The organism is Brevibacillus sp. MCWH, assembly GCF_013096935.1.
Classification (GTDB): domain Bacteria; phylum Bacillota; class Bacilli; order Brevibacillales; family Brevibacillaceae; genus Brevibacillus; species Brevibacillus aydinogluensis.
Genome location: NZ_SDLF01000016.1, coordinates 22,106 through 39,916, shown reverse-complemented (window position 1 = coordinate 39,916; position 17,811 = coordinate 22,106). Strand labels below are relative to the sequence as shown.

The 17,811-nt window shown below is 57.9% G+C and carries 20 protein-coding genes; 9 read left to right on the top strand and 11 right to left on the bottom strand.

What is annotated here, in order from left to right; all coding sequences use genetic code 11:
• Window positions 1-31: 31 nt before the first annotated feature.
• Window positions 32-409 (top strand): YflT domain-containing protein, encoded by a 378-nt coding sequence (locus ETC00_RS14270; RefSeq protein WP_171566743.1) that lies wholly within the window; start codon window positions 32-34, stop codon window positions 407-409.
• 458 nt (window positions 410-867) lie between these two features.
• On the opposite strand, the gene ETC00_RS14265 is transcribed toward ETC00_RS14270, so the two are convergent.
• Together ETC00_RS14265 and ETC00_RS14260 are read right to left on the bottom strand one after the other, a co-directional pair.
• Window positions 868-1,173, bottom strand: a complete 306-nt coding sequence (locus ETC00_RS14265) for a DUF1292 domain-containing protein (protein WP_171566742.1) — start codon at window positions 1,171-1,173, stop codon at window positions 868-870.
• Window positions 1,174-1,255: 82 nt separating this feature from the next.
• Window positions 1,256-2,692, bottom strand: a complete 1,437-nt coding sequence (locus tag ETC00_RS14260; protein ID WP_216369499.1) for an ATP-binding protein — start codon at window positions 2,690-2,692, stop codon at window positions 1,256-1,258.
• 188 nt (window positions 2,693-2,880) lie between these two features.
• Between ETC00_RS14260 and ETC00_RS14255 the strand changes: the two genes are divergently transcribed.
• Window positions 2,881-3,798: a TIGR01777 family oxidoreductase gene (locus ETC00_RS14255; RefSeq protein WP_212132525.1), complete on the top strand. Its 918-nt coding sequence runs from the start codon at window positions 2,881-2,883 to the stop codon at window positions 3,796-3,798.
• A 50-nt stretch (window positions 3,799-3,848) separates the two neighbouring features.
• Here the strand turns inward: ETC00_RS14255 and ETC00_RS14250 are convergent, their stop codons facing one another.
• The 7 genes from ETC00_RS14250 to ETC00_RS14220 form a co-directional block, all read right to left on the bottom strand.
• Window positions 3,849-4,019: a hypothetical protein gene (locus tag ETC00_RS14250; RefSeq protein WP_171566740.1), complete on the bottom strand. Its 171-nt coding sequence runs from the start codon at window positions 4,017-4,019 to the stop codon at window positions 3,849-3,851.
• Between the two features lie 23 nt (window positions 4,020-4,042).
• Window positions 4,043-4,909 carry an ABC transporter permease gene (locus ETC00_RS14245; RefSeq protein WP_171566739.1) on the bottom strand — a complete coding sequence of 289 codons (867 nt, stop codon included), beginning with the start codon at window positions 4,907-4,909 and terminating at the stop codon, window positions 4,043-4,045.
• Complete coding sequence (locus ETC00_RS14240) at window positions 4,909-5,835, bottom strand: ABC transporter ATP-binding protein (protein ID WP_171566738.1); 927 nt, start codon at window positions 5,833-5,835, stop codon at window positions 4,909-4,911. The genes ETC00_RS14245 and ETC00_RS14240 overlap by 1 nt, the downstream gene beginning before the upstream one ends.
• Entirely contained in the window at window positions 5,828-8,080 is a 2,253-nt protein-coding gene (locus ETC00_RS14235) for a hypothetical protein (RefSeq protein WP_171566737.1), read from the bottom strand. The genes ETC00_RS14240 and ETC00_RS14235 overlap by 8 nt, the downstream gene beginning before the upstream one ends.
• Window positions 8,081-8,098: 18 nt before the next feature.
• Window positions 8,099-9,172 (bottom strand): PD40 domain-containing protein, encoded by a 1,074-nt coding sequence (locus ETC00_RS14230; protein ID WP_171566736.1) that lies wholly within the window; start codon window positions 9,170-9,172, stop codon window positions 8,099-8,101.
• Window positions 9,169-9,732: an RNA polymerase sigma factor gene (locus tag ETC00_RS14225; protein ID WP_171566778.1), complete on the bottom strand. Its 564-nt coding sequence runs from the start codon at window positions 9,730-9,732 to the stop codon at window positions 9,169-9,171. Before ETC00_RS14225 ends, ETC00_RS14230 begins: the two co-directional genes overlap by 4 nt.
• Before the next feature lie 289 nt (window positions 9,733-10,021).
• Window positions 10,022-11,197: a trans-sulfuration enzyme family protein gene (locus tag ETC00_RS14220; protein WP_171566735.1), complete on the bottom strand. Its 1,176-nt coding sequence runs from the start codon at window positions 11,195-11,197 to the stop codon at window positions 10,022-10,024.
• Between the two features lie 110 nt (window positions 11,198-11,307).
• On the opposite strand from ETC00_RS14220, the gene ETC00_RS14215 reads away from it, so the two are divergent.
• The 4 genes from ETC00_RS14215 (at window position 11,308) to ETC00_RS14200 (ending at window position 14,223) form a co-directional block, all read left to right on the top strand.
• Window positions 11,308-12,000 (top strand): peptidylprolyl isomerase, encoded by a 693-nt coding sequence (locus tag ETC00_RS14215; RefSeq protein ID WP_171566734.1) that lies wholly within the window; start codon window positions 11,308-11,310, stop codon window positions 11,998-12,000.
• A 236-nt stretch (window positions 12,001-12,236) separates the two neighbouring features.
• Complete coding sequence (locus ETC00_RS14210; protein ID WP_171566733.1) at window positions 12,237-12,860, top strand: cell wall hydrolase; 624 nt, start codon at window positions 12,237-12,239, stop codon at window positions 12,858-12,860.
• Window positions 12,861-13,236: 376 nt separating this feature from the next.
• The gene (locus tag ETC00_RS14205) at window positions 13,237-13,545 is read left to right on the top strand and encodes a DUF1811 family protein (RefSeq protein ID WP_171566732.1); all 309 of its coding nucleotides are present in this window, start codon (window positions 13,237-13,239) and stop codon (window positions 13,543-13,545) included.
• Window positions 13,546-13,773: 228 nt separating this feature from the next.
• Window positions 13,774-14,223, top strand: coding sequence for a DUF441 domain-containing protein (locus ETC00_RS14200; protein WP_171566731.1), 450 nt, complete (start codon window positions 13,774-13,776; stop codon window positions 14,221-14,223).
• A gap of 9 nt (window positions 14,224-14,232) precedes the next feature.
• Here the strand turns inward: ETC00_RS14200 and ETC00_RS14195 are convergent, their stop codons facing one another.
• Window positions 14,233-14,553, bottom strand: coding sequence for an iron-sulfur cluster biosynthesis family protein (locus ETC00_RS14195; RefSeq protein WP_171566730.1), 321 nt, complete (start codon window positions 14,551-14,553; stop codon window positions 14,233-14,235).
• A 101-nt stretch (window positions 14,554-14,654) separates the two neighbouring features.
• Between ETC00_RS14195 and ETC00_RS14190 the strand changes: the two genes are divergently transcribed.
• The 3 genes from ETC00_RS14190 to ETC00_RS14180 all read left to right on the top strand — a co-directional run bounded on the left by ETC00_RS14190 (window position 14,655) and on the right by ETC00_RS14180 (window position 16,953).
• Window positions 14,655-14,795: a hypothetical protein gene (locus ETC00_RS14190; RefSeq protein ID WP_171566729.1), complete on the top strand. Its 141-nt coding sequence runs from the start codon at window positions 14,655-14,657 to the stop codon at window positions 14,793-14,795.
• A gap of 146 nt (window positions 14,796-14,941) precedes the next feature.
• The gene (locus ETC00_RS14185; protein WP_171566728.1) at window positions 14,942-15,988 is read left to right on the top strand and encodes a DUF2515 family protein; all 1,047 of its coding nucleotides are present in this window, start codon (window positions 14,942-14,944) and stop codon (window positions 15,986-15,988) included.
• Between the two features lie 23 nt (window positions 15,989-16,011).
• Window positions 16,012-16,953: a hypothetical protein gene (locus ETC00_RS14180; protein ID WP_371808908.1), complete on the top strand. Its 942-nt coding sequence runs from the start codon at window positions 16,012-16,014 to the stop codon at window positions 16,951-16,953.
• Here ETC00_RS14180 and ETC00_RS14175 read toward each other — a convergent pair.
• A complete protein-coding gene (locus ETC00_RS14175) occupies window positions 16,950-17,798 on the bottom strand; it encodes a DUF1444 family protein (RefSeq protein WP_171566726.1) in 849 nt (282 codons plus the stop codon). The genes ETC00_RS14180 and ETC00_RS14175 overlap by 4 nt on opposite strands.
• Window positions 17,799-17,811 lie beyond the last annotated feature (13 nt).

Below are 17,811 nucleotides of genomic sequence, written 5' to 3'. Positions count from 1 at the left end.
AAAACCCAAGGCAGACAAAGGGGGAAGTTCCTTGATCAGCGCAACAAAACCGTTTGTGAAGTTTCACCGCTATGACCAGGAGCTGGTCTCCGACATTCAGGCGCTTAATTCCTCCGGCTACCACAAGGACGATATCTGGGTCCTACGGTGGAATCCGGACAAAAACCACTCCAACCAGCGCGACAACTACTACAAGTACAGCAGCCATTCCGAGGATGTCATCGGCGATATCGACAGCAAGGCACATGTCTTTGAAAACGGCGGCGAAGAGCTGCGGACTCGTTTGGAGAAGCTGGGGCTGAGCAAGGACGAAGCCTCGGCACTGTTCCGCGAGCTGCAGGAGTCGGATTACTCCTGCCTGCTGGTCGTGCGGGATCTCAAGGACAATATCATAAAGATGAGCAACTGATTCCTCGCATAAGAGAGGTGCCTTTCGCGCACTGAAAAAAGCCGCTGCTATGCCGCAGCGGCCTCTGACTGAAGACAAAGTGCATTTTTTATCATTACGAGTTCGTAAGGAACCGATTTTCCCATCGGTTCCAGGCCGCAAGGCCTGCACATTGATCAACCAAGGTGGAGAAAAAGTACGAGGCATGGGGTGATGGGCAAAGCGAGCTCCTTTGACGACCTGCCAAGCGAAAAAACGCAGGACGCGGGGAAAACAGGGGGCACAAGTCTCACTTCGTTGAACTACCCAGATGTTTGCCCCCCTGCCCGCGTCGCGTTTTGGAGCGGACATCATCCACTTCTTTGCTGGTCGTCAAGTGAGCGAGCGGGCCTCATCACCCATGACACCACCGGACTTTGTCTACACGCTGAAGCCGCTGCCATGCCGCAGCGGCTTTATTGCATGTGTTTTTGTGATGCTTACTTTGTTTCGTCGACCAGTTCGATGCCTTCCAGCACTTCGTTGAGCTTGACGTAGACGGCTGCTTCCTCGTTTTCCTCCAGCGGCACCATTTCACCGCCGTCGACCTGGAATACGAAGATGTCCACTTCTTCATCCACGTCGTCTGCTTGCGCCTCGTCTTCAACAGCGTCGGTCAAGGCGACGTATTCCTTTCCGTTTAGTTCAAACAAGGCGATGACTTCGAAGTCGCCAAGCGGTTCGCCGTTTTCGTCGTCCAGCGTAATGATGTCGCCCAGTTCCAGGTCTTTGTTTTCTGCGGTCAATGTGTTCACGTCCTTATTGAAAGATTCATGATACGTGTCCATCATACAGGTTTTTTCGCAAAGACGCAAACACGCATGGCTGTCAGCTGACAGGCAGCCTCACCTCGAAGGTGGAACCTTGGTGCAGCTGACTCGTGACGGAAATGGTTCCGCCGTGGTTGTGAATAATCCGGTAGCTGACCATCAACCCCAGACCTGTCCCGTTCTCCTTGGTCGTGTAAAACGGCTCCCCCAGTCTCGCCAGGCGATCTTCGGGAATGCCGCAGCCTTGATCGCGGAAGCTGATGACAACCGTGTCTTCCTCCCGCCGCACGCTCACGTGCACTTCGCCTCCGTCCGGCATGGCCTCGATGGCGTTTTTCAAAAGATTGAGAAACACCTGTTTGAGCTGGTTCTCCTCGCACATGACCGCAGGAAGATTGGGTTCGTGATGGATGAAGATGCGGACGTTGTGCATGACGGCGTGTGTCTCCGCCAGCACGATAATATGCTCCAGCATGGGAACGACGTCCCTCTCCTTGAAGGCGATGTCCTGCGGTTTGGCCAGCACGAGCAGTTCACTGATAATTTTGTCGATCCGGTTTAACTCCGACAACATGATGGTAAAGTACTGCTGCTTGTCCTGATGGTGGGAGTACATCAGCTGCAAAAAGCCCTTGAGCGAGGTCAGGGGGTTGCGGATCTCGTGCGCCACTCCGGCCGCTAGCTGACCGATGACGGAGAGCAGTTCCGACTTGCGGACCATCTCCTCCGCCTGTTTTCGCTCCGTGATGTCCTGCAGAATGCCGATTACGGCCGGCTTCCCCTTGTAGATCGTGGTCTTCTGCAGCACTTCGAGATGAACAATGTTGCCGTCGCTGCGCAGACCGTGAAACTGATAACGAATGGGCGAGCGGTCTCCCTTGCTGCGGCGGCTCTGGTTTTTCAGCACAATCTCCCGTTCCTGCGGCACGACCAGATCGACCGCTCCTAGCCGCATCATGTCCTCCTGGGTGTAGCCGAACATCTCGGCCATGCGGGGATTGACGTAGACGAAGCTGTGTTCGTTCACGTACGCAATGTACACGCCGACCAACGTGTCCTCGACCAGACTGCGGTACAATTCCTCCGCTTCCTGCAGTTCATGCTCGATGCGCTTGCGCTCCGTAATCTCCGTCGAGGAGCCGACCACTTCCACGACCCGCCCCTGTTCGATGATCGGGGAGAGGGTCGTCGTAAAAATTCGTTCCCCCATGGTTGACTCATACTCCACCACATGGCCGTCATACGCCTTTTCGTACATGGACATGATGTCATCGCTGCACAACTGCAATACGTCTTGCAGCCGCTTGCCGCTGATGCTGTCCGTCGTCAGTCCGAACTCTCTGGCCAACTTTCCTTCCGAGAGGGTGAACACGAACTGACCGTCTGCGTCACGCTTGTACTTGAAAATGTGATTGTGCAGATTTTCCACAGTTCGGCGTAGTTCGTCCTTGTTCAAGTCGACCGACGGTTTTCCGGTGTAGATCCCTGCTTGCAACAGGCGAGCACTCCTTTACCCTGAGAATGAGATGCAACAAGAATTCGCTGTGCCTTCCACGTTTCCTCTTTTTTCCTAAAAAAATCGTATCTTCCGCAATCTGCGCCCGCATGGTTTTGTCAAAATCTTTCTATTTTTGGTATAATTGGATGGGTTGTGGGCACATCTCTCCGAGAAAGGGTGGTCGTGTGAAGAAAAAAATCATTCTCGCAGGGGGTTCCGGTTTTCTTGGGCAATCACTGGCTGCGTTGTTGACTCAGAAAGGATATGACGTCGTCATCTTGACGAGAGGCGCGTCGACCGAACGAAATCATGTCCGGTACGTTCACTGGGACGGCGCGACCATCGACACGTGGACGGACGAAATCGACGGAAGCCATGCCGTCATCAACCTCACCGGGAAAAGCGTCAACTGCATCTATACCAAAAAAAACCGGGACGAAATCATCCGCTCCCGCCTGGATTCCGTCAACGTGTTGGCCGACACCATTTTGACCTGCAAGCATCCGCCCAAAGTCTTTGTTCAGGCGGGGTCCCTGGCCATTTTCGGCGACACGCGAAACCTCTGCGACGAGGATGCCCCACATGGAACGGGATTTTCCGCTGACGTCTGCAAACAATGGGAAACAGCCTTTTTTTCCAGGGAGCTGCCTTCGACCAGACAAGTGCTATTGCGGATCGGCTTTGTGCTGGGTCGCGACGGCGGCGCGCTTGAACCGATGATCAAGCTGACCCGGTACAACCTGGGAGGAACCATCGGGAAGGGCAATCAGTACATCAGCTGGCTGCATATTGACGATATGAACCAGATCTTCCTCGCAGCTGTCGAAGACGACAGGATGACCGGCATCTACAACGCGACCGGGCCGCACCCGGTCACAAACAAGGAATTCATGGCTGTGCTGAGAAAGGTGCTGAACAAGGGGTGGGCACCCCCGACTCCTGCGCCTCTGGTGTGGCTGGGAGCATACGTCTTCATGCGGACGGAACCAAGCCTGGCGCTGACCGGCAGAAATTGTGTGCCAAAGCGGTTGGCGGATCACGGTTTTCGCTTCCGCCATCCCGACCTGGAGGCAGCGCTGTTCGACCTGCTCGGCAAGCCGTAGTCCCGCCAAAAAGAAACAGCCTGCGGTCCCCCCGCAGGCTGCCCTCGATTCTATTCTTTTACTTCTTGCAGCACGCCTTTTTCCATCAGGAACGCCTCTTCCGCCTGCAAGATGGCAATGATGGCATCCCGCTGGACGTATTTGCCGGATTCGGCGAGGCGGCGTTCGATATACCGAAGCAGTTCTTCAAAGTCGAGAATCTGGACTTGCTGGTCGCTCACGACGTTCCCCCCTTATACCCTTCCTATTGTACACGAACCGGGCGCTTCTTCCAACTCCACCACCTGCGCCGCACCGGTTTCAGCAGATATCCGCTCCACAGCATGAACAGCACGCTCAGCGCCAGGTAACAGCAGGCAAAAAACAGCCAGGGGGTAAAGGCAAACTCCACCGACGGCATCAGCGAATCGTCGAGGATGGCGAAGAGCACGATCACCGGGTTGATTCCAGCCAGAATTTGCAGTTCCGGAAGACTCCACACCACTGCCTGGGAATACCGTTCCGGATCGATCTGCTGCAAAATTTCGCCGAGGAAGAAAAACAGCAGGCCGGTTCCGACGACAAAGCAAAACGCGATGCCGTACGCGGTAATCGTGCTGACGGCGGTTCGCTTGATCCAGGTGGAACAGAACAAGCCAAGCGATCCCAGAAAAAGGATGTTGACGGCGAAGAACAGGACCAGCTTCACCACCTGTTCCGGCGACACGTTGCCGTACAGCATGACCAGGCTGTACAGGGGCATGGACGCGGTCAGAAGCAGGCTGGTAAAGGCGAGCGACGTGACCAGCTTGCTCCAGACGATCGTGCGGGGCGACAGCTGGGTAGTGAGCAAAATGTTGAGCGTCTGACGTTCCCTCTCGCCGCTGATGGCGCCCGCTGTCAGCGCCGGAACGACAAAGCAGATCATGGCGTAATGGATCGCTGCCGAGATGAGGAACAGTTCCCCGTTTTCTCCCAGCGTTCCCGCACTGGACGGGCTGATCAGCAGCAGCCCAAGCGGAATGCCTCCCATGATCAGCAGAAACAGCGTGAGAATCCACACGGTCCGCTTTGTGCGGAACCGTTCCCGCAGTTCCTTGACGAGGATCGGATTGGACAGAAAATCCCGCATCAGCCTCCCACTCCTTCCGTGATGGCCAAAAAGACGGCTTCCAGGTTTTCGCTGGACTCGCCAAAGTACGTGACAGTCGCACCCGCGTTCACCAATTCTTGCAGCAATTGGGCTTTTTCCGCTTCGCCTCCGACAAACCGAAAGCGAAACCCGTCTTCCTGTTCCTCCAGATCCTTTACCAGGGGACACTGTGACAGAACGTGTCCCGCCTGATGGCGATTGGTCAGCGTCCGCACCAGCATGAGCGTAATGCCGCGGGCTCGGACGCTCACGTCATCCAGCGCTCCGCAGGCGATCAGCCTGCCCTGCTCGATCACGCCGATCTCGTCGCACAGCTCCGCCAACTCTGGCAGAATGTGGGAGCTGATCAGGATCGTCTTGCCCATCGCGCGAAGCTGTTTCAGGATTTCCCTGAGCTCAATGCGGGCGCGCGGGTCAAGTCCGGAAGCGGGCTCGTCCAGAATCAGCACCGCGGGATCGTGGACCAGGCACCGCGCCAGTCCCAGACGCTGCTGCATGCCCCGGGAGAGCGAATCGACGTAGGCGTCCACTTTGTTGGACAGGTTGACCAATTCCAGCAGATCGGCGATCAGGGCATTCCGTTTGTTCGCCGGAATCTTGTAGGCCCCGGCGTAAAAGTCCAGGTACTCTCGCACCGTCAGGTTGTCATAAACGCCGAAAAAATCAGGCATGTACCCAATCGACTGCCGAACGTCCGCAGGCTCCTTCATCACGTCGTAGCCGCAGACAAACGCCTGTCCCTCACTCGGCTCCAGCAACGTGGACAAAATCTGCATGGTGGTCGTCTTCCCCGCGCCATTGGGACCGATGAAGCCGAACACCTTTCCCTGCTCAATCCGCAGATTGAGGTCGCTAAGCGCCCGCAGGCTGCCGTATCGCTTGCTCAGATGGATCGTTTCAATCATGGCGGACAGGTTCCCTCCCCTCTACCTGGAAGAACGGGATCGGCAGCGAAAGACGCTTTGCACCCGGGTGGGAGAAGCGAAGCAGGACAGTGCCGTCGGGCGTCAGGTACTCGCTCAAGTCCGCCTCGAGGACCAATCGCTTGTCTCTTGGCAGCGGCTTCCACTGTCCGCTCTTTTGGTGGAAAATCGCTTTCTGAAACGGGCGGAACGAACTGTGGTCGAGCGGCACGATGAGCCGCTCCGCGTGGTGTCTCGCCTGACCCAGCTTCAGCGAAAACGTGACGCTGCCTTTTGCCACATCCCACAGATAAGGCGATTTCGGCTCCAATTCTCCGGTCGACTCTTGTATGCTCACGTCCAGCAGACCGTACGGATACGTGATCACGCCGCGCTTATCCGGTTGAAGCCGCACCGTTTGGCTGATCACGTTCCAGTAGTGGGAACGATGCTCTTCCTGAAAGGTGATGAGCGGGATGGGCTGGCTGTTGACGCCGAGAATTCGCACAGAATCACCGCCCTCGACTGACAGCACGTCGTCCTTCATCCAGTGGATACGCTCTTCCACAGAGGGACTCGTATTCTCGTAATCACTTCGGCTGGGCAGGTAGAGCGGCTCCAGTTTGGCGTCGACCCGCTTCGTTTCTCCCGGCCGCATGCTGCCGAGCGGAATCCGCTGCGGTCCCACCTCCACGTAGGCCGTCTCCAGCGGAAATGCCGTGTTGTTGGTCACCGTCCCGCGCAGCCTGTCTTTTCGCACGTAAAGACTGGCCGCAAACTCGCCTGCATCGCGCATCAGTCCGAATCCGACCACCTGCCGCGGCGTCAGATACGGCACTTTCTGAAACTCCAGGACGTATGTCGTGTCCGCCTGCTTTTCCGACATCAACCCGTCCGGTTGGAAATTATATCGGTTGTAGGAAAGCGGCAGGGCAACAATCCCCGGCTGGACCTCCGTCCTGAAACGATCTTTGCTGACCGAAAGAAACGTGGACGCGGACTCCACCTCAGCCAGCTGCTCATCGAGAATCCGCACCCGATTGACGGAGTAACTGCTGTTTTCCCGGACGACCATCGGCTTGCCGATGAAAATGACCCCGACCATCAAGAGCACAGCCATTCCCGGAATGACGCCCCACGCCCACTGCCGCCGGTTCAACCGTTTCAACAGCAAATAAGTGCCGGGGGCCACCGCCCCTACGTACACGACCCACAGCACGGCGATCCAGACGGGATGAGGCGGTTGCACGTCGGGAATGTAGCGGCTCAGCTCGAGCAAGTGGCGATTGAACTGGTTGATGCGCCGTCCCTGTTCGAGCACATCCTGCACACCATGACGGATCAGGACGTTTTGCCACAACTCGTCACCGTGCTGCCAGGACGCAAGCGGCTCTGTCGTCACGTCATAATTGACAAACAGCAGCCGGCCGTGGCCCGCCTCTTGGGCAACGAACAGCGGCAGCGTGCTGTTGAAAACGGGAATGCTTCCGTCAGGCAGATTTTTCGCCGGCATATAGGCAGAGAGCGCCTGTTTCAGATCGACGCGTCCGCTTTTCGGCTCGATCGGCAAAACATCGGCAAACCGCCGGACTGCTTCCTCCTGACCGGGTCCGGCGGACAAAATGACGACGCCGCCGCTCTTGATCCACTCTGTAATCGCCCTTACCTGTTCATCGCGCAGCTGCTTCACCTGTTCTCCACTCAGCGCGAGAATATCCAGGTTGCGGTACAGCCATGGCTCGTCCGGCAGCATCTCGGCGGTCAGGTTTTGCACGAGGACGTGGCCGCCGTCCATCTGCCGCTGTGTCAGCGTCAATACATGAAAAGCGCCGCTGCCGGAATCCAGCACGCCAATGATGCGTCCCTCATTGGGAAAACGCATCCGCAGCTTTTCCGACGCGACCACCTTGTCACCCTGGGTCAGCCAGAGCCGCCATTCTTCCAGAAACAATTGCGCCGGCATGTCAAAGGCGATCGTCTTGCTTTCGCCTGCCGTCAGCTTTACCGGCTGCCGAAGCACGCCATACCCGGTTTTTCTCGGTTTTCTTGCATTGGACAGCTCGACCAAACCGGAAAACGGCTGTTCCTGCGAGTGCACGGTCACTTCCAGTCGTACCCAGGCATCGTATTTGAACACTCCGTTGAACGGCATGTGTACTTTCATCTCAACGCTGCCTTCGGCGGCAGCCGGCTGAGCGGCGAAACTCAACCACACGACCGCGAAGACGAGCAGCCAACTCCTGTTCATCTCGTTCTCCTCCGCTCGTTATCGTGACGCCAGTGAGACGACCAATGTGTTCTCTGTCTCGTCGCCAGCCTGGAGCAGCAGCAAGTGCTCGCGGTCAGCCGCCCAGTGAGCCCGCACCAGACGTCCGCCCTTCCATGATCGGATCGGCACCTCTTTTAGCACAGGCGGCTGTTCGTTTACTTCCGCTTCCGCGAGGGTGCCTTCCGGAGTGGTGAACGTCAGGCTGGACTCACTGTTCCAGGACGGCCAGCCGCCTCGACCGACGAGCGTAGTCCGACCGGAGCGCATTTCCATCACGAACACGCTGCCCTGTTTTGTAAAGGCAAGCAGGCGTCCGTCGGGCGACCACTCCGGTTGACTGCCTTCTGCCACCTTCCAATCCCGCATGGAAACGATGCTGCTTACCCATATCTCCTCCACGCCGTCGCTCGTGCGCGTATAGACAATGCTGTCGTCGGCCGGCGACCAATTGGGAGAACGAAACGCAGCCCCCTCTTCCTCCTTGATCAAACGGCTGCTGCCCGACTGCTTGTCGTCGGGCACGTCCACGATCCAGAGCCGGGACGTCTCTCCCTGCTGCTCCACCACGGCCAACTGGTCGGCCCGATTGCTCCAGGACAGGGACGTGAAATCGCCGTGATCGACCGGCAGTGACAGGTCCACTTTTTTATCCGGCTCATGCAGCGCATACGTGCGGATGGTTGAACCGCCCGTCACGTACGCGATCCGCGTACCGTCGGCATTCAGATCGACCCGCTCCTGATCGATCACCGCTTCCATGGCGAGCAGCGACGGCTGCCGAACCGACAGCACACCATGCGGCCAGAAGCCGTACCAGACAGCCAGCACGAGCAGGACCACCCCGCCTGCCAGGCTCCAGACCAGGCGGAACCTGTTTGGCCGGGACCCCACCAGGCTTTGCTGCCGCTCCTTGTCCAGTTCCTTGATCCGCTGCAACAGCTGTTTTTTCAACTCCGCTTTCAGCTGGTAGTTCACCGGCACGGACCGGCGAAGCTTTTGCAGATGGGCCAGCAGTTGGGCGACGGAATGATCTTCTGACCAGTCGGTGGGGATGTGCTTCTCGTCTCTCATTCGCCCTCTCCCCTTTCGTACATCTTCTGTAGCTGATGCAAAGCGCGATAGGAGATCATCTTTACGCTCGATTCCGTTTTGCCCAGCACTTCCGCCACCTGGCTGATTTTCAGATCGGCAAAATAACGCAGGGTCAGGACGTCACGCTGATCCTGCGTCAACTTGTCCAACCGGTCGCGCAGCAGGCGAATCTCTTCGTTGGTCAGCGCCTGCCGTTCCGGCTGCCATGTATCGTCCGGTTCACCGCCGAGCAGGTCGTCCTGATCGACTGGAAACTCCCGGTTTTTTCGCATGAAATCGACGTACGTATTGTGAGCGATGCGAAATATCCAGGAAGCAAACGGACTTGTTCTGCTGTATTGATCAAATTTTTCAAGCGCTTTTAAAAACACTGTCGTCGTCAAGTCGTCGGCATCCCACGGATTTTGCACGCGGCAGCGCAAATAGCGGTTGACGCGGTCAAAGTACTCGTCGTACAACTCGGTAAAATCGCGGGACTCGTAATACTCGGCCGAAGAGTCTGACGACGGGCGCGTCGAACGCTTCATCGCCATTGCCATCGTGATTTCCTCCACCCCGCCGTATCGGCCGGAAGCCCGATCGCCGTGTTCCAACGACGCGGGCACACTCCGACGCGGTCAGGTCTTCTCGTTTCAAACGCAAAAGCAAGCACCCCTTTCCGGTCAGCGCTTGCGGACGAGGAAAAAGCATCCGCGAATGCGGCCGTCCCGTGAACGGACCTCATACAGATGCTTTATTATCCAAATGAGTATTACGTATGGAGGCGGAAAAAAGTCACAAGGCTGGCAGAAAATTTTTTGAGGTGATGCAAAGCTGCCGTCTCAGGACCTAGAGTGCCCGGTCCAGTTCGGCGATGATGTCCTCTACCGCCTCTATGCCGACCGAAAGGCGAATCAGCCCCTGGGTGATGCCGGCTTCCCGCCGCTGCTCTTCCGACAATGCGCGGTGGGAGGTGGTGACGGGATGAGACACGCTTGTCTCCACACCCGCCAGAGACGGGGCCAGCTTGATCCAGTCGAGGGAGCGGAAGAAGTCGTACACCTTTTCTTCGTCCGCCAGGCAGAACGAGATCATCGCCCCTTGCTTATCGGTGTGAAAAAACGAAGTGGAAGCCGGGTCCGGATAATAGGTGTGCTTGACCGCCGGATGGTTCCGTAAAAACTGCGCCACTGCACTCGCGTTGTCGCACTGCCGCTCCATGCGCAGCGCCAACGTCTTCAGCCCGCGGGCGGTCAGCCACGCTTCAAACGGGCTGAGGGACGCGCCGTAGTTGACCACGATCTCCGCGGCCCTTTCCACCAGATCCTGCCGGCCGACCAGAACGCCCGCCGTGACGTCGCTGTGGCCGCCGATGTACTTCGTCGCGCTGTGCACCACCAGATCGGCTCCCAGTTGAATCGGCCGGACCAGATACGGAGTGGCAAACGTGTTGTCCACCATGACGGCGAGTCCGTACTGTTTTGCTTCGCGTATCCAATATGGCAGATCCGGCACCGACAGCAGCGGGTTGGTAATCGTCTCGGTGAAAAGGAGCTTGGTCTGCGGCCGGACATGGGCCGCCAGCGATTCCTTTCGGCTCAGGTCAATGCACTCCAGTTCGATCCCGAACCGGGACAGTTCCTTGTGCAGCAGCGCATAGGTTCCGCCGTACAGTTCATGGGAGGCGAGTACGTGGTCGCCCGGTCCCAGTACGGCGAGCAGGCCGGCCATGATTGCGCCCATCCCGGACGCGGCACTGACGCCTGCCTCCGCCTGTTCCAACCGGGCAACAGCCAATGCCAGTTCCGTTTGGTTCGGGTTGCCGTTGCGGGTGTACAGGTACTCTCCTTCTCCTGCGTAGTATCGCTCTACATCCTCCAGCCCAGAAAAGGCAAACACGGACGTTTGATAAATGGGGGTAGACTTGCTGGCCACCTGTTGAAGCGGCTTGTGGCCGATATGTACTGTTTTCGTCTCGAAGCGCTCGCCCACCAGAAATCCCTCCAGCGTCAACTTTTCTAACATTCTATCACGCGCCGGCCATTCCGACCACCCTATTGGCGTTCTCTTGCATGTTTGTGCTATAATCCTCTGCGTCCCCATATCAGGACAAGCAGGAAAGGAAGGTGCACAAGATGAAACGACTGTTTACCACCCTACTCGCATGTCTGACAGCAGCCGCATTGATTGCGGGATGTTCCGGCGGAAGCAGCGAAACGGCGCCCCCTCAACCGAAGCCGCCTGTCAAGGAAAATTCCAAGGAACCGGCACAGCCGCCGGGGCCGACGGGCGAGAAAAAGTACGCCACACCTCCGGCCATGCAAATTGACAAAAACAAAAAATACCAGGCGGTTATCTCCACGACGATGGGCGACATCACGGTGGAACTGTTTGCCAAAGACGCGCCCATAACGGTAAATAATTTCGTCTTTTTGGCAAAGGACAAGTTTTATGACGGTTTGACGTTCCACCGCGTGATCAAGGATTTCATGATCCAGACAGGCGATCCGCTGGGCAACGGAACCGGCGGTCCGGGCTACAATTTCGAAGACGAGCTGAACAACGGCCACGTCTACGAACCGGGCGTCGTCGCCATGGCCAACGCTGGTGCCAACACCAACGGCAGCCAGTTCTTCATCGGCTCCGGCGATGATGTGAAAAACCTGAAGCACACCCCGTACTACACCATCTTCGGCAAGGTAATCAGCGGCATGGACGTCGTGAAAAAAATTGAATCCGTCAAGGTGAAAAACAACCCGCTTACGGGCGAAGCGAGCATGCCTGCCGATCCGATCAAAATCAAAACGATTACCATTCAGGAAAAATAAGCGGAGCAAACGGCGCCAGTCTCTAGATCGGCGCCGTTTGCTTTTGACGCAGCCCGACTTTTCCGGTTCCGTCCGCTCGTGTTCACCCAATGCGCGCGGCGGTCCGGCTGAGCTGTTTTGGGGGGCATGGAATCCATTCCCTCTTGAACCACAGTTGTTTCACCGATAGACTTGCAAATGACCCGATTCGCTTTACGCGACCGCAAGCTAAGAGCGAAAAGGAGTGTGATGTCTTCGTGATGAAACGAGAGGCGCGAACGCGCTTTTTCTTCTTTTCCGGCAGCATTTTGCTGCTCTTGGTGTGCCTGCTGGTGACGCCGACCAGCGCAACGGCACCCCAGGCGAAAAAAACCGCGCCCGCCCAGAACGAGCCTCGGCCACATGGACCTATGGCACTGGCGACGGACGTCCCCAAAACTCTTGAACCCCGACAACAGGAGCGGCGCCCAGCGGTCCGGGCGAGTCGTGACGAGCGGCGCACGGCCACAAGAGCGCGTGTTCGGCTGACCGAACGTGAAATGGAACTGCTGGCCCGACTCGTTTACGCGGAAGGCCGGGGCGAACCCTACGAAGGCCAAGTGGCCATCGCGGCGGTCGTATTGAATCGTGTAAAATCGCCCCAATTTCCCAACACGGTGCGAGAGGTCATCTATCAACCCAACGCCTTTTCACCTGTAAATGACGGCCATCTAACGTATAAGACGAACGATACGGCGCGCAAGGCCGTCCGGGACGCCGTTAACGGCAAGGATCCATCTCGCGGGTCCCTCTACTTCTACAATCCGAAAACGGCGACGTCCGATTGGATTCGGACGAGACCGCTGACGGTGCGAATCGCCAACCACGTGTTTGCGCGCTGACCGCAGGCATGCACGTTATTAGATCACATTTAACATAACTTTATTTTTATTTTACCGTTTGTTTACAATTATTTGCTAATCTGTACCAGTACGCACTTTTTCAATCATTGAGAAAAGCACCGATGCTTTTGTCGTCATGCAAGTATCAATTGTGACCCCAACTCGTCATGATTACTGTGACGCACCTTGTTGCTGGCGGTGACGTTTGGCCTGATTGCCAACGGCGTCCGCCGCGCCCATCGGTTTTTTTCTCAATCGCCCCCTACCCTTGGGCACTCCTGCATTGGGAGTGCCATTTTTTTATCCGCCGCCTTTGCTCCATGGCCGAAACCCCTGTTTCCTGTTACAATGATAGGGATGAAAGGAGGGGGGCACCGTGCGCTTGTACAGTCAAATGACCCTTGCCGAACTGCAGGAAGAGATGGAACGGCTGCGCCTCGCGGCAGAAGAAAAGAAGCAGGCCGGTGACGAGTCACAGTACGCCGTCCTGCAGCAAAAATTTTTCCTGGCCAAATCGTATTACATCGGAACCGCAGAGTTTCGCGTCGGCGGTAGCTATCGAGTCTACGGCCACGACGAACCGTTTACGATCGAATACTTTAACGGCGTGTTTGCCTGGGGCAAATTTCCCGCTTCACCGGAGCCTGTCGGCTATCCCGTCGGCATGCTGGAGCCGTGGGTGTAGGCGACAGCAGCTGGGGAAGGTTGCGGCCGTTGTCCCTGTGATTGACGCTGACGCCACACAGCCGGCGCTTCGCTGCAGCCGGCTGTTTCATTGCACACCGTTTCAGAAGCGCCGCCCGTTCCTTCCATGGACGGCCCGGGTGCGGTGCTTGACTGTCAAATATTGTCCACACACTGCCCCGCATTGGATATAATAGGGGCAAAATAAAGAAAGCGAGTTTCGTCAACTATGGATGTCATCAATCTTGTTCTGCTCGCGCTTCTGGCGCTGGGCATTGTCGGCAACAATCCGGCCGTCTCCATTGCGGTGGCGATTTTGCTGCTCATCCGCCTGCTCCACCTGGAGCGAATGTTCCCTTTTCTGGAACAGTACGGCCTGCAGATTGGCATTGTCGTGTTAACGATCGGGGTGCTTTCGCCTCTGGCGAGCGGCAAGATCCGCCCTGATACGATTCTTTCCATCTTTACTCACTGGCAGTCCGTTCTCGCCGTCCTGATCGGCATTTTTGTCGCCTATCTGGGCGGGAAGGGGGCCAGCTTGATGACGCAAAATCCGCTGGTCGTCACCGGCATTTTGCTCGGCACGATCATTGGTGTCACCTTTTTCCGCGGCGTCCCGGTCGGACCGCTCATCGCGGCCGGCATGCTCGCCTTTCTCCTGCAATTTCTCCCAAAGTGAGCGGCGGTGTCAGCCCCACCGCTCCTTGACCTTCAGGCCGTAGGCGAGAATCTCCTGCGGCGTCACCAGCCGAAAGCCCTGTTGCTCACGGTAATCGATGACCAACTCCTCCGCTCCGACATAGGTCTCGGTCTCCTTGTCCACCAACAGGGTCATCCCCTCTACCTCCAGCACCCGATCGCCGCTCAGCGGTTCGTCCCAACACAGGCTGTATTCCACCGTCATGCCGCAGCCCCCTGTCAGTTCTCCGTTGATTCGCAGCGCCTGCTTTCGTTCGTTGGCCAGCGCTGTGAGAACAGAACGGGCTGCATCCGTCAAAGTTACACGCATGCATGGTCCTCCATTTCTTCCGTCTTGTCCGTTTTGGATGCATCTTCCTTCCCATCATAGCATAGAATAGTTGAAAGGCAGCAAGGAAAGGACGATTGCACATGCGCATATACGAACGAGACGGCATCTTCATCGCAGAAGCGGAATACCAATCGGAACTGGTCGTCATTTGCGGAAACTCGTGGGAAGAAGCCTGGGAGAGGCTGCAGATGAGGCTTCTCGTTCTGGAAATGATTGGATGACGGAAGGAGCGGGTCGCCAGAGACCTGCTTTTTTCACGCCCCAAGCCGTTGGATGACTTTTCACCGACACGTCCAAAGCCCTGTTCTCCAATGGGCCGCTTGGCGTATCACCTGCTGAAAAACCACTGCACAAGGAGCGCAACATCATGTCTTCCTTCATCACGCACGACATGTCGCTGGTCGCTGAGATTCGTCGGCGGACAGCGGCAGCCAACCGCAACAATGTGAGCCGCACGGCCGCCTACCTCGCATTCTATCGCGAGCACCCGGAAGTGCACTGGGCCCTGCTTGCCCACCTGGTCTCCCGCAACAGCGGCTGGAGCATGACCGATCTGTGCGGCGAATGGCTCCCCCGCCTGATCGACGAGCAGGACATCCGGGCGTTTTTCTGGTTTTTGGAGCGAAACAACTGGCTGATTTTTCACGACGCCTACGCCCAACTGCTGCTCTATGCGGAGATGAAGCGGACAGGAACCGATCTGACACACCTCCTGCCCCACCTCGGTGTCTCCCGCTTCATGCAGCCAGTGTGGCGCGAGTTTCTGGAAAAGAAGGACAGCGTGCGGCTCACCCGCGCCCTGATCGTCAACGAACAGCAGTACATTGAGCAGCGCGTGGTGCGCAAACCGTTCATCCGAGAGCAGGTCTTGGCCAACCTCACGGATCAGGTGCAGTCCGTGCTTTCGCTCAACCAGGTGTTGTTTCCCTACAAGGCCCATCCCGCCGACCGGCGGCTGAGCATCGTCGGCATCGCGACAAACCGTTTTCCCGCTGTCCGGCAGCGCATATCCACAGGCAAGACGCTGTACCGGCTCCTCTACGCCGATGACCAACGGCACGAGGCGATTGTCAGGTGGGCGGAGCGCATTCCGCATACGGGATCGCGTGCCGATTACTGGCCCCACCTGTTTTCTCCCAAACCTCACGACGAAATAGCGGCCCCCGTCTACGTGCCGCGCATCGACGGCACTGCGCTGCGGCCGGGCTGTCCCAAGCTGTACAGCCCAGTGCTGAGCGCTGTCTGGCCGGATGTGGAACACGCCCCGGCTGACGGCGTGGACTGGTATCGTGACGAGAAATGGCTGGAGGCGCTGGAAGACGAGGATGATCTGCCGACGATGGAGAGCGAGGCGTATCTGCGCTCGCTGCAGCTCGCCGAGAAAGGGTTGGAGAGGATTACGGCCATGAAATGACACGATGTGGAGGTGTCGGAAGCGTGAAATCATTGATCGAAAACCAGAAGGCGTATCTGCTGGGCTGCCAACTGTCGAGCGGCGCATTTCGGCTGGCCCCCAGGCGCGTCCAGATCAATCCGTACTTCACCAACCTGGCGCTGATCTCCCTGGTCCGGCTCGGCGAAGGGGAGGCAGTGCGAAAGTACGTGGATTGGTATCTGGACCACGTCAACGAACGCGGTTACATCAACGACTACCGGCTGGACGGCGAACGGGAAGTGGACACCGGCAATGCCGACAGCGAGGACAGCTATCACGCCACGCTTTTCAGTCTGCTTGTGGAGTGGCTGCGGCTCACCGGCGACACAGACTGGCTGCGGCAGCGCCGGGATGAGTTGGCCAAAATGCTTCAGGCAGTGGGGCGGCTGCAGCAAAAAGACGGGTTGACCTGGGCGAAGCATTCGTATCGGGTCAAATATTTGATGGACAATTGCGAAGTGGCCGTCGGACTGGAAGATGCGGCCACCCTGTTTGCAGCTATCGGTGACGACGCGCTGGCGCAGGAAGCGCAGTATCGGGCGGAAGCCTGCCGCAGGGGAATTGCGGCGATGTACAGCCCGGCGCGGGCAGCCTACGCGATGTACGATCGCAAGTATCCCGGCTGGCGCAAGTGGTACCCGGACGTCACCTCCCAGGCGTTTCCGATCGTGTACGGACTGGCCTCCCCCGATGCAGCCAGCGGCCTGTACGAGCGCATTACGGCCGCCTTTCCCCACTACGACATCTTTCAGACCGGCGACCTGTACCCCTGGATGATCATGGGAGAATGCGCCAGACGGGTGGGCGACGTGCGCAGGGTGGAGCGCATGCTGCAGACTGCGGCTGAACTGTACATACGCGGTCCACGCCATCCCTACTGGCTCATCCACGAATCGGGCCGGTTTATCGAACTGATGCAGGCTGCCGGTGCATCCGCCGCCTAATCTCGACGGTTCTTCTGCCGCCTGACGCGGGGGTGAGTGCCATGCTGCACCACCAGGAACGGCACCAATTCACCCTTTTCCCAGAAAAAGGGGAGCGGACAGATTGGCACGGGCCCTTTGGCCGCGAAATCTTGCGCGAGCCGGGCCAGCAGCGTGGCCCCGGTCTCACCGTGCAGATCGGCCACGATCAACACGTCCTGATGGGGAACAGCCACGCCGAGGGCATCCCCTGTCTTGCTGCGTTCCATCTCCTCCAGCATGGATGTGAGCAGCACGCGGCTGGCGGCATACCCGTCGCGCGGACTGATAAAAAAAATGCGGTTGGGTCCCACCAGCTGTGTCTTGATGGGAACGGGCAGTCCCTGCAGATTGGCCATCGCATGTCGGTGCAGCTCCTCCTCCGACCAGCCCGCTTCCGCCAACGCCTCCCGTTCAATCAGGGTATACCCCTCACCGTGGTCCAAGGCGTACAGGATGGCCGTCTCCTCCGTGTGCGGACGAGACACCCAGGGCCCGGCGTTCTCCCGGAGCAGCGAGGCATGCCGCAGGACTGGATAGATCCGACTTTCCCGTCCGGCCAAGGTGCGATCAGCCGTCTGCCCGCGAACGGCGGCGAGCACGCGGGAGACAAATGCGTATAGAGCCGTCCGCCGCTCGTCCGGCTTGTCCTCTACGCGGCGATAAAGCGGCTCCAACGGGATCACGGACACGACTGGCGAGCCGTCCGCTCGCCGCATGATGCTGAGGCTGTCCTCCTCCGCTTCGCAAAACAGCTCGTCCGGCAGTTCCCTGCCGATCAGTTCGACGACCCGCCGCTTCAGTGACTGGCGCACATTGTTTGTCATGATGATTCCCCCT

Excerpts from the sequence above, each read along its gene's own strand:
- ETC00_RS14215 (WP_171566734.1), top strand. The coding sequence starts at position 11,308 with ATGAAACGACTGTTTACCACCCTACTCGCATGTCTGACAGCAGCCGCA.
- ETC00_RS14190 (WP_171566729.1), top strand. The coding sequence starts at position 14,655 with ATGCGCATATACGAACGAGACGGCATCTTCATCGCAGAAGCGGAATAC.
- ETC00_RS14200 (WP_171566731.1), top strand. The coding sequence starts at position 13,774 with ATGGATGTCATCAATCTTGTTCTGCTCGCGCTTCTGGCGCTGGGCATT.
- ETC00_RS14175 (WP_171566726.1), bottom strand. The coding sequence starts at position 17,798 with ATGACAAACAATGTGCGCCAGTCACTGAAGCGGCGGGTCGTCGAACTG.
- ETC00_RS14220 (WP_171566735.1), bottom strand. The coding sequence starts at position 11,197 with ATGTTAGAAAAGTTGACGCTGGAGGGATTTCTGGTGGGCGAGCGCTTC.
- ETC00_RS14230 (WP_171566736.1), bottom strand. The coding sequence starts at position 9,172 with ATGAGAGACGAGAAGCACATCCCCACCGACTGGTCAGAAGATCATTCC.
- ETC00_RS14235 (WP_171566737.1), bottom strand. The coding sequence starts at position 8,080 with ATGAACAGGAGTTGGCTGCTCGTCTTCGCGGTCGTGTGGTTGAGTTTC.
- ETC00_RS14185 (WP_171566728.1), top strand. The coding sequence starts at position 14,942 with ATGTCTTCCTTCATCACGCACGACATGTCGCTGGTCGCTGAGATTCGT.
- ETC00_RS14195 (WP_171566730.1), bottom strand. The coding sequence starts at position 14,553 with ATGCGTGTAACTTTGACGGATGCAGCCCGTTCTGTTCTCACAGCGCTG.
- ETC00_RS14225 (WP_171566778.1), bottom strand. The coding sequence starts at position 9,732 with ATGGCAATGGCGATGAAGCGTTCGACGCGCCCGTCGTCAGACTCTTCG.
- ETC00_RS14245 (WP_171566739.1), bottom strand. The coding sequence starts at position 4,909 with ATGCGGGATTTTCTGTCCAATCCGATCCTCGTCAAGGAACTGCGGGAA.
- ETC00_RS14240 (WP_171566738.1), bottom strand. The coding sequence starts at position 5,835 with ATGATTGAAACGATCCATCTGAGCAAGCGATACGGCAGCCTGCGGGCG.